Here is a 10604-nt window from a genome sequence, read left to right as displayed (position 1 = left end):
AGTCAACTAGTTTTGTTAATCTTTTAAAACCTTCTCAAAACTCTCAGATCTTACCACTTAAGGCTAAATCCTTGTTTCTCAACAAGTTTTAATCAACATCACCGCCGATGGATGTGCATTCTACACCATCCCCATTCCAATGCAACCCCTAAATCAAATTTGTTCTTAAATTTACTATCAAGTGAATACTTTGTGTGCAAAAATACTGTTTTATTTTATTTTTTGATCATTATTGGCGCAACTTGCTCAATTTTATTAATCAAACTTTCTTCTTTATTTTGTTCTTGCCATCGTAGTGCACGACAATCAATGTATTCACAATACCCACCAGTACCTTCAAATACTTCGTTATTCATTGTCAACGTATAATAAAAACTTCCGACAAAGCCTGCTCCTAGTCCAAACTTAAAATCTCCTCGACAGCATCCCTCTAACTGTATTGATATCTTCTCATCTTGATATAGCCACTCAAATTCACGTGGTAAATACATAATTTGACCATTTGGCGTTTTAATTTGTGGATATATTCTTTTAATATTGAATTGAACTTGCTCATCAAAAAATTGAAGATCATCTTGGAGAATGTTTCTTATATAAATACGTGAGGAAATCAAATGATTAAAAGAATCCCGATATTGAGTAAAAATTATTTGTCGTTGTTCATCAAGATTGATTAACTGATACACATAGAAGGCGCATGACATATAAGAAAGATTTCTACTTTTGGCAAACTCAAAACTAGCTAACCCCTCAATCTCATATCTTTGTTGTTTATAAAATAGCTCACCTTTACACATGGCAGGCAATGACCAAAACTCAGCTAAATTAAATTTCAACTTTGAAAAATATAACGATGGCGATAATGCACAAATTTGCAAATCAAAACTAAGCTCATCATTCATTCTTTGTATATTAATATTGGTTAAACTACCTGAAATACTTTCTCGATGTCCAAACTGAAGATCTTGCTCATTTAAATAACAGTCTTTTTTAATCGAATACGCACTGAGCTGTCCAACCATATGAGGGCTGGTACTGACCAATGTCGTTGCTGTATCTAACACAGTTGTTTTGATCGCACTTTGATTCAAAAAAACGGCTGAGTTTGGTATACCAATCGTACTAAAGAAATTTAAATAATGCAGAGGTGCGGGTAAGTTTGGAATTTTTAATCCAATAAAAATCACTTTATATTGTTTATTTGGTGCATGATAAATAAAATCTGTTTTTTTAAATATTCGTTTATGTTTAGGAGTTTGATTCAGCTGTTTAGACTGATCTAAGAAATCTTGAAACAGCCGCATACCAAACTCCTTTTATTCTTCGTTATGTATTAGCACTCTTTCTTGCAAAAAATGTCGTAAAAAAACCAGATAATGCATAAATTATAGAAAGTATTAAAATACCTACAGGAATATCGTAAGTAATAACAGCAATAATAAAAACACTTAATGGCAGTACTGCAAAAGGTACTCTTTTACGATCAATTGTTTTAAAAGAATAGTACTTGATGTTTGAAATCATCAATAGTCCAACTGTAACGATTAGTATGACATTATAAATCTGTATGCCTTTTTCTTTTAAATCAAAAACTTCTGAATAATCCAATCCAACTAAAACAGATGAAATAATAATAATCGCTGCTAATGGGCTTGCAACACCAATGAAATATCGCTTATCTACAATTCCAATTTGCACATTAAATCGTGCTAAACGAAATGCTGCACAAGCGGTATACACAAAACAACACGCTAACCCAATTCGCCCTAAATCATGCAAACTCCAACTGTACATCAAAATTGCAGGTGCTATCCCAAATGCCAGTAAATCTGATAAGGAGTCAAACTGCTCTCCAAATGGACTTTGTGCACCGATTGCCCGTGCTACTCGCCCATCCAATCCATCAAATAAAGCAGCAAAGAATATTGCAAAAATGGCCTGTCTAAAGTCTCCATTCATACTTGCAATAATGGAGTAGAAGCCTGAAAGCAATGCAAGAGTCGTAATCAGATTAGGCCATAGATAGATGCCCCGACGCTTCACTTTATTTCCTTCATTGGTATGCTCTTCCTCCACGACTTCAAATGTAATTCCATCGAATGAATTATCGTTTGTGGAAAAATCCCCTTCAGGCTTATTTGTATTAGTCATTCTTCGATCCTAACTACGACCTATCATTATATTCATTAAAACTTATTCGCCAACCAACCAGCGCACAGCGGCATGTCCACCATTTTCACTCATACGCAAATGTGGGAATAACCATTGAAGTGCTTCATCCGCATCTTCAGAAAATTTCCATGGTGGATTAATAACAAGTAAACCGCATCCATTTAAACCCACTGGCGTATCATCTGGCCAAACACAAACTTCACAAATCAATTGACGGCGAATTCCTGTTTTATACATCTTCTTTTCAAACCGTTCTATCATTGCACGATCTTTAATTGGATACCATACAGCAAATACCCCCGTTGGCCATTTCTTATAAGCTGCTACCAAAAGATTGACCAATTGCGGAAAATCTTTGCGCTCTAACTCATAAGGAGGGTCAATCATGACCAAGCCGCGCTTTTCTTTCGGTGGTATAACACCTAACAAACCTTCGTATGCATCACGTTCATGCAAACCTGCACGCTTGTCAAAAATATTATGACGTAACTGTTGATAGACATCGCGCTGCATTTCAAAAATAGTGGCTTTATCTATCTCACGCATCCCTTGCAAAGCAAACCATGGTGAACCTGGGTAAGCACCCTTACCAAAATTTGCACGCATTTGTTCAACAACTTTTAAATATTGCTGAACACCTTCAGGTGCATTTCGCTTAATTGAATCATCAAGTTTAACAAGACGATGAATTCCCGTTAAAAATTCACCCGATTTTTGTGCCTCAGAAGAAGCTAAATCATATTTACCTGCACCACCATGCGTATCTACATAACGATATGGTTTATCTTTCGTGTTCAATCTATTTAATAATTGAAGCAATAATACATGCTTCATTACATCAGCAAAGTTACCAGCATGAAAATGGTGACGGTAATTCATGTTTCATTAATTCCTAATATCAACCGACATTTTAGCATGAAAAATAGTTTCGTTCAGATGCTATTCTTGCTCTAGAATATCTCACCTTTTTTTATAACTTTTATAGAGGTTTTATACATGGAAAAAATGATTATCCCAAAGGATTTACCGGTTGATCAAATTTTAGATAATTTAGATCAACACGGTTTTAGTATTATTGATCATATCTATACACAAGAATATAGACATTCATTAACCAAAGAATGCATCTCCCACCTCAATCAATTTCGAAATGCAGCCATTCAAAATGGTGTCGTCAGTAATATCCGAAGCGACCATATTTTATGGATCAATGATCATTTCACAATTGCTCAGCAACATATTCAAACTTTAAATTATTTAGCAGAACAATTTAATCGCGCATTTTTCTTAGGTATCCATGACGTTGAAGCGCATTTTGCTTGCTATAACGCTGGAGAATTTTATGCACTCCACCGCGATAATCCTCAAGGAAAAAATGGACGTACGATTTCCACCGTGTACTATTTACATGATGAATGGCAGGATGGTTGGGGAGGCGAGCTTCACTTGCAAGATAAAAATAAACAATGGCATATCATTTCGCCTAAACCAAATCGTATCGCACTTTTTCAAAGTGATTTAATGCACGAAGTGTTACAAGCAAAACATCAACGTTTTTCAATTACTGCTTGGCTTCGCAATGATCATCCTATTTTTTAACGCTTTAAATCCAATGAATCATCCTCATATAAAGTTAACTGTGATGAGGAGTCGTTAATGCAAAAACATATTCAACCGATTATTCAACGTATTGGGGAAACTGACCAACTCTATTTACAAGGCAATACACCTGAACTTGCCTTAGAACGTAGCGACTTACGCTTACAGTTAGTGACACTCAGTCAAGTTCGTCAAGAACAAATTCATTTCCTACAAGAAGCGATTGTTCTTCTCGAACAAAGTCGTATTGAATTTGAAGAAATAACACTGAGTTTGTATATTAAACTCTCATTGCACTTAGCTAAAGCCTATATGTTGTATTACGAAATAACCAAGGAACAAAAGTTTGCATTAATTACTCAGCAAATTTTAAAGCCGATGACTTCAGACACGAATGGAGATATTTATTTCTTTTTAGCATACGCTTCAGCTGTGAAAAATGAATCCGCCCTTTGTCGTCACTGGTTAACGAAATATAGTAAAACCAAAGCGTTTGATTTTGATTTATTACAGCAACATCCTGCATTTATTCAATATCGAAAAATAGATTGGTTTCTACAGATTTTAAAAAGTAAAATGCACTGAATATTTAAAGCTCTTCATTATCAAAAAAATGCCTCTTTATCAGAGGCATTTTTTATATTCAAAGTGGGTTAAACGGGTTGTAATTTATAAGCATCCATATGCAATTGTTGATTTAATTCATCAATCCAAATTGCCCAGTCATCATCTTGCACCAAATGACTGATTAAAAAATCCCGCTGTCCTTTACTCCAAAATACTGCATCATGTAAATTTTGTGCTGCACTAAGCTGATGGGTTCTAATATACAGTTCAATTGCGGCTGGGCTATTCGCTAAGCCTAATTGAGAAAATAATAAAGCTAAGGATGGTTTATTTTGATTGAGCATCACGCACTCCTTATCAAGTATTCTGTCATTTATTATTTAATTAACTTATATCAAGAATAAAAAAAAACCTAGTCATCAACCGAAGTTTGTTGTTTCAAATTGTGTTTTTATATCGATATAAAGCTGTAATTTAAAAATAAAAAAGCACTCTAAAAGAGTGCTTTTCAATTTAATTAACGAAAATTAAATTATTTAAGCATGTCAGCAATTGCTGCACGCTCTTCTTCTAATTCTTGCAACGTATGGTTGATACGTTCTTGACTGAATTCGTCAATTTCAAGACCTTGAACAATTGTATATTCGCCATTTTCTGTTGTAACAGGGAAACCGAACATTACACCTTCAGGAATACCATAAGAACCATCTGATGGAATACCCATTGTTACCCATTCGCCATTTGTGCCAAGAGCCCAATCGCGCATATGATCAATTGCAGCATTTGCAGCTGAAGCAGCTGAAGAAAGACCACGAGCTTCAATAATTGCAGCACCACGCTTACCAACGGTAGGAAGGAATACATTTGCATTCCATTCTTGATCGTTGATTGTATCCTTCACGCTTTCGCCATTGATCGTAGCAAAACGATAATCAGCATACATTGTAGGAGAGTGGTTACCCCAAACAGTAAGTTTTTTGATGTCTTTAACCGCTTTACCTGTTTTAGCTGCAATTTGAGAAGCTGCACGGTTATGGTCAAGACGTAACATTGCTGTAAAGTTTTTCGCAGGAAGATCTGGAGCAGAATTCATTGCAATGTAAGCATTCGTATTTGCTGGATTACCAACCACAAGTACTTTAACGTCACGGCTAGCAACTTCATTCAGTGCTTGACCTTGACCGATGAAAATTTCACCATTTACTTTTAATAAGTCGGCACGTTCCATACCAGGACCACGTGGACGCGAACCAACTAATAACGCGTAATCTGCATCTTTGAATGCAACTTTAGGATCATCAGTACCAACAATATCCACAAGAAGTGGGAATGCACAGTCTTGAAGTTCCATCATCACGCCTTTAAGCGCTTGTTGAGCTTTCTCAAAAGGAACTTCTAACAATTGCAAAATAACTGGTTGGTCTTTACCAAGCATTTCACCGCTTGCAATACGGAATAATAGGCTGTAACCAATTTGACCAGCTGCGCCAGTAACGGCAACGCGTACAGGTTGCTTCATGTAATTATCTCCAAATGAGAGGATCGTCAATACAATTAAATAGCTGTTCTATTTAATCTAATTATCTTAAACGCCAAAGATTGTACTCCAATCCTTTCTGATATGCATGTAAAAGAGAATGTATTTCAACAAAAGTCTGATAGAAAATATGAATAAAATTTAATGAAAGAACTAAAATACGTTTGAATTTCTCTTCTAAAAATAGAAGTTTCAAGTATTTAAAATGATCTAAATAAGCATATTTTTGAATTACTCAGAATAAAACCATATAAAAAGAAACTGAAAATATCATTTTAAATTTTGAATAATATTAGTATGTTCCTTTGATAACAAACGATTTTTGACATTGATTTTCAATGATTTCTGGACAGTTTTTATATTTCCCATTGGCATCATAGCAAATTTTAATATGCGTCAAATAACTTACATTTTTATGACTACGGCACTGAAAACTAATCCCTCTTTCAGGTAATCCTGCATTTAATTTAAGAAACATTGTTCTTAACATATTTTGCTGTATTAATGTTGATTCCTGTCGAGTCATTACGACTGGAATATTGAGCTTATCTGCAAGGTTAATGACAGCTCTGAAATATTGACTGGCATTCATTGGCACACATCCACCCACACTTCGCCAAAGATTTTCTCTTACAAACTCATTGGGCATAACACTTGCCACAACTTTCGCTTGAATTGGGGCTAAGGTTGCAGAGGTATTTGTCCTACAATTTGCTGTTCGTACTTCAGGATACAAACCTAAAATATTTAATGCATATCCTTCTAAGCATTCTCGCTTCTTCATTTTTTCTACATCAAGTAGACAAACTGCGGGAGTCATTTGTATTTCCATGACATAGCCACTGACAGGATTTGCATGAATAGAAGATGCAATCATGCACAGCATTATATTACCCATAAACAGTAAAAAATAATCCTTAAGCCGTTTCTGACCACATACTTTATTCATTCAAAAACCTAATCATTCAACTAATCACTACTGGCTATCTCTTACTGGAATGGTTTTCATTCTATTTCCAATAGATTGCCCCCCTTGTCCAAGTAGTACGCCATAATGGGTGGCATTGGTCATTACATGTTTCACATAGTCGCGAGTTTCTGCTAAAGGAATCGTTTCTGTATACTGATCTGATGCTAAAGTCTTAAAATCTGGTTGCCAACGGCGCGCCCGATTTGGACCAGCATTATACCCAGCTGTTGCCAATACAGAGCTACCACTTAATTGATTTTGAATCATCGATAAATAGAAAGTGCCATATCGAATATTCGTATTCATATCACTTAATGCGGCTGGATTATAAGATTCCCCCATTTGTCTCGCAATTAATTTTGCTGTATCTGGCATAACTTGCATTAAACCGCCAGCACCAACATGTGAACGAGCACCAATATTAAATCGACTTTCTTGTCGCATTAAGCCATAAGCCCATGCGGGATCTATACCAGCATTTTGACTATGCAACACAACATAATTCTTATATGGCATTGCATATTTATAGATGTAATTGTGATTATTCGTTGTACGATCTGCCGCATAAATTGCACGATCATACCACCCCATATCGGTTGCACGTTTGGCTGCAGCTAAAATCAAGCCATCATCGTGCTTTAAATAGGCCTGACGAACTGCCCAATTCCATTCTCTGTTCACATACAAAACAGGTGCATTAATTGATTTTAGTGTAAACGCTCGACGGAAATGAATATCTTGATTTAATCGCTGCATATCTGCAGCGGTTGGTTCATAATTTACAGGAAAATCTTTATAATTTTGCCCAATATGATCTTTTGCCAATAAATTATGATAATCATCCCCTTGTGATAATTTTAAGAAAATTTCTCGTGCTTTTGCTTTAGATGCTGAATCATTACGTTGCTCATATGCTCGAGCCAGCCAATATTGCCAACGATCTTCATGCTGTTGATTTACTGGCATTGCATCAATTGCTCGCACTAAGCTTTCCCAAGCGCTAAACCGAATAGCTTGCCTTGCATAAATTTCAGCTTCTTCATGACTAAATGGCATGCCATAACTGGCATCAAAATTATTCAATACTTCACGGTTAAAATTATTCTTCATCACCGTTGTACCACCAACATAACCTACGGTACGGTATAACGCTTTTTGTACATTCTCAGGTGTTCCTTCCGCAGCTTTTTTTACTGAAGACAACGCGCCATTCAAATCGCTGTCAGCTAATCGCCCAATGGCATATACCAAATAAGCATAATCTGTTGTTGTCGACTTAGGTGCAGACCATAAATAATTAAGAGGATCAGCTTGAATTATATTTAATTGCCCAAGTGAAAGATTCAGTCCTAATGTTTGAGAAGTTGCGACTGCTTGCCCGCCTTGACCTGACCTGAGTTGCACCCATAAACGATGTTCACGATCTTCTTTGGTCATAATTGGACTTGATAACATCATACGTGCTAATCCGATACACGGTTCGGGCTGTGTATTGGCTGTGAGCCACACTTCTTTGTTTTCTAAAAAAACAAGCGGGTCGCCAGTTCGTGCACGCACTTGTGCAATTGCACAGCTTTCTTCCTGATCTGGATTTGAAACATAAGGTAAAACCAATTGAACATCGGTAAAATCAGCTTGTTTTACTTTCTCTTCCACATAATCTGCGGACAGCTTTTCAGCCATTGCCGATTGAGGATAGCGCTCAGCATAACTAATAATGGCACTTACAGGTTGAGAAGCAAGATTTCGATTGAGCATCCAATATTCAGGATAATACCCTAATGCATCATTTTGCATTGACATTTGATACTGCTGGAGAGAGGTGATATTTCCTGCATTTGCGGCTCTTAATGCTTCACTAAATTGCTCTTCTGCTGCATATGCTGACGAAAACATAAATACAGATGCACAACTCAATACAAACTTTGAACCGATATTAAATTGCTTTTTCTGCATATTCAGCATGTACTTGCTCATTTTTACTACCCAAACCCATAAATGTTTAATTTTACCATTTTCTATATAGTTTAATTATTCTTAGTCAGTCGTATTGTTCTGTTATGTAACCTTATGATTAAACACTACTAAATTTCAAACATTTTCATCGTAAAATTCAATGTGCATCACATCATTATTTTAAGCTATAAGTTTGCCCCCTTTTCCTGCTAAAATATGCGCCTTCCAATATATTTTCAAATTTAGTTGGTCGCCATATACAATACTGTATTCTTTATTTATATGAATAAGCTACAGTTTATTGCCAATCCAAATTAAATTTTTTGTTTTCATTTTTAGGAGCCTACATGACGGTTCAAACCATCATTCCCAATAGTGCCCAAGCTGCCTCAGAAAACACTGTTACCCAGCCACAGCACACCCCTGTTCTCGATTCAGTTAAAAAACTGTATATCGAAACACAAGGGTGTCAGATGAATGAGTATGACAGTCATCGTATGGCAGATCTTCTTGGCGACTCTCACGGTTATATTTTAACGACCGATCCCAAGGAAGCCGATATCTTGCTCATGAATACGTGTTCTATTCGTGAAAAAGCACAAGAAAAAGTTTTTTCTGAACTGGGTCGTTGGCGTAAACTGAAAGAAAAAAATCCTGATCTTATTATTGGTGTTGGCGGTTGTGTTGCCTCTCAAGAAGGTGACAACATTCAAAAACGTGCCAATTATGTTGATATGATTTTTGGACCACAAACTTTGCACCGCTTACCGCAAATGTTAGATCAACATTTTGAGCAAATTGAAAAACCTAAAAAAGATAAAATCAAATTGGTGGATATTTCTTTTCCTGACATTGAAAAATTTGATTTTTTACCTGAGCCACGTGTGGAAGGCTACAAAGCATTTGTTTCTATTATGGAAGGATGTTCCAAATATTGCTCTTTCTGCGTCGTTCCTTATACTCGAGGAGAAGAGGTTTCTCGCCCATTAGATGACGTACTAGCTGAAATTGCGACCTTAGCTGAAAAAGGGGTTCGTGAAATTTCCCTACTGGGTCAAAATGTTAATGGCTATAGAGGAGAAACGTTTGAAGGAGGAATCTGTACTTTTGCTGATTTATTACGCTTAGTTGCAGAAATTCCAGGTATTGGACGTTTACGCTACACCACTTCACATCCTTTAGAATTTAATGATGATTTAATTCAATGCTATCGTGATTTACCACAAATGGTTTCACATCTGCACTTGCCTGTTCAAAGTGGCTCAAACGATGTACTGCAAGCAATGAAACGTAATCACACCATTGATGTTTATATCGAAAAAATTAAAAAATTACGTAAAGTGCGCCCCGACATGCACTTATCGTCCGACTTTATTATTGGTTTCCCAAATGAAACTGATGAAAACTTCGAAGAAACCTATCAATTTATTAAAGATATGGATTTTGATCATTCATATAGTTTTATTTATTCAAAACGACCAGGTACTCCAGCATCAGAACTTGAGGATATTATTCCTGAAGATGTTAAAAAAGAACGTCTTGCTAAAGTACAGCAATGGATTAAGCGTTCAAGTATTGAAAAAACTGATGCAATGCTAGGCACTGTTCAACGTGTCCTCATTGAAAACGTCTCTGACAAAGATCCGAATATTTTAGTTGGTACTGCGGACAATACACGTTTAGTAACATTTATTGGTGATGCTGCTTGGGTCGGTCGTTTCGCAGAAATTGAGGTAACAGAGATAAAAACTTTAAATTTAGTTTATGGTGAACTCTTGAATCTTGAGCCTGACGTGGCGTAAT

At 36.1% G+C, this 10604-nt stretch carries 10 protein-coding genes; 3 read left to right on the top strand and 7 right to left on the bottom strand.

All coding sequences use genetic code 11. The annotated features are described in order from the left end of the window. Nucleotides 1-215 precede the first annotated feature (215 nt). From B9T31_RS16310 to B9T31_RS16300, 3 genes are read right to left on the bottom strand one after another with little or no spacing between them, the layout of a single operon-like run. Nucleotides 216-1304, bottom strand: coding sequence for a DUF6670 family protein (locus B9T31_RS16310; RefSeq protein ID WP_086182994.1), 1089 nt, complete (start codon nucleotides 1302-1304; stop codon nucleotides 216-218). Nucleotides 1305-1326: 22 nt separating this feature from the next. Further along, on the bottom strand, nucleotides 1327-2151 hold the full coding sequence (gene pssA / locus B9T31_RS16305; RefSeq protein ID WP_086182993.1) for a CDP-diacylglycerol--serine O-phosphatidyltransferase: 825 nt from the start codon (nucleotides 2149-2151) through the stop codon (nucleotides 1327-1329). Nucleotides 2152-2193: 42 nt separating this feature from the next. Continuing rightward, entirely contained in the window at nucleotides 2194-3051 is an 858-nt protein-coding gene (locus tag B9T31_RS16300; protein WP_086182992.1) for a 23S rRNA (adenine(2030)-N(6))-methyltransferase RlmJ, read from the bottom strand. Between the two features lie 117 nt (nucleotides 3052-3168). Here B9T31_RS16300 and B9T31_RS16295 point away from each other — a divergent pair, with 117 nt between their 5' ends. After that, complete coding sequence (locus B9T31_RS16295; protein WP_086182991.1) at nucleotides 3169-3771, top strand: 2OG-Fe(II) oxygenase; 603 nt, start codon at nucleotides 3169-3171, stop codon at nucleotides 3769-3771. A gap of 57 nt (nucleotides 3772-3828) precedes the next feature. Further along, nucleotides 3829-4356 (top strand): hypothetical protein, encoded by a 528-nt coding sequence (locus tag B9T31_RS16290; protein ID WP_086182990.1) that lies wholly within the window; start codon nucleotides 3829-3831, stop codon nucleotides 4354-4356. Between the two features lie 68 nt (nucleotides 4357-4424). Here the strand turns inward: B9T31_RS16290 and B9T31_RS16285 are convergent, their stop codons facing one another. From B9T31_RS16285 to B9T31_RS16270, 4 genes are all read right to left on the bottom strand, one after another. Next, on the bottom strand, nucleotides 4425-4682 hold the full coding sequence (locus B9T31_RS16285; protein ID WP_086182989.1) for a DUF2789 family protein: 258 nt from the start codon (nucleotides 4680-4682) through the stop codon (nucleotides 4425-4427). 188 nt (nucleotides 4683-4870) lie between these two features. Then, nucleotides 4871-5857, bottom strand: a complete 987-nt coding sequence (locus B9T31_RS16280) for a malate dehydrogenase (RefSeq protein ID WP_086182988.1) — start codon at nucleotides 5855-5857, stop codon at nucleotides 4871-4873. A gap of 310 nt (nucleotides 5858-6167) precedes the next feature. After that, a complete protein-coding gene (locus tag B9T31_RS16275; protein WP_139840935.1) occupies nucleotides 6168-6824 on the bottom strand; it encodes a ribonuclease I in 657 nt (218 codons plus the stop codon). A gap of 27 nt (nucleotides 6825-6851) precedes the next feature. Further along, nucleotides 6852-8741: a lytic transglycosylase domain-containing protein gene (locus tag B9T31_RS16270; protein ID WP_228146072.1), complete on the bottom strand. Its 1890-nt coding sequence runs from the start codon at nucleotides 8739-8741 to the stop codon at nucleotides 6852-6854. 407 nt (nucleotides 8742-9148) lie between these two features. Between B9T31_RS16270 and miaB the strand changes: the two genes are divergently transcribed. Further along, nucleotides 9149-10603, top strand: a complete 1455-nt coding sequence (gene miaB / locus B9T31_RS16265) for a tRNA (N6-isopentenyl adenosine(37)-C2)-methylthiotransferase MiaB (protein WP_086182985.1) — start codon at nucleotides 9149-9151, stop codon at nucleotides 10601-10603. Nucleotide 10604: the final 1 nt, after the last annotated feature.

It is taken from the genome of Acinetobacter sp. ANC 4558 (genome assembly GCF_002135375.1).
In the GTDB taxonomy this organism is placed as follows: Bacteria; Pseudomonadota; Gammaproteobacteria; order Pseudomonadales; family Moraxellaceae; genus Acinetobacter.
Note: the sequence above shows the minus strand (reverse complement) of the source record. Positions and strands in the feature narration are given on the sequence as shown.

What these genes read in the sequence shown, in the direction of transcription:
- B9T31_RS16275 (WP_139840935.1), bottom strand. Translation starts at nt 6,824, where the DNA reads ATGAATAAAGTATGTGGTCAGAAACGGCTTAAGGATTATTTTTTACTG.
- B9T31_RS16295 (WP_086182991.1), top strand. Translation starts at nt 3,169, where the DNA reads ATGGAAAAAATGATTATCCCAAAGGATTTACCGGTTGATCAAATTTTA.
- B9T31_RS16285 (WP_086182989.1), bottom strand. Translation starts at nt 4,682, where the DNA reads ATGCTCAATCAAAATAAACCATCCTTAGCTTTATTATTTTCTCAATTA.
- B9T31_RS16300 (WP_086182992.1), bottom strand. Translation starts at nt 3,051, where the DNA reads ATGAATTACCGTCACCATTTTCATGCTGGTAACTTTGCTGATGTAATG.
- B9T31_RS16270 (WP_228146072.1), bottom strand. Translation starts at nt 8,741, where the DNA reads ATGTTTTCGTCAGCATATGCAGCAGAAGAGCAATTTAGTGAAGCATTA.
- B9T31_RS16290 (WP_086182990.1), top strand. Translation starts at nt 3,829, where the DNA reads ATGCAAAAACATATTCAACCGATTATTCAACGTATTGGGGAAACTGAC.
- pssA (WP_086182993.1), bottom strand. Translation starts at nt 2,151, where the DNA reads ATGACTAATACAAATAAGCCTGAAGGGGATTTTTCCACAAACGATAAT.
- B9T31_RS16310 (WP_086182994.1), bottom strand. Translation starts at nt 1,304, where the DNA reads ATGCGGCTGTTTCAAGATTTCTTAGATCAGTCTAAACAGCTGAATCAA.
- B9T31_RS16280 (WP_086182988.1), bottom strand. Translation starts at nt 5,857, where the DNA reads ATGAAGCAACCTGTACGCGTTGCCGTTACTGGCGCAGCTGGTCAAATT.
- miaB (WP_086182985.1), top strand. Translation starts at nt 9,149, where the DNA reads ATGACGGTTCAAACCATCATTCCCAATAGTGCCCAAGCTGCCTCAGAA.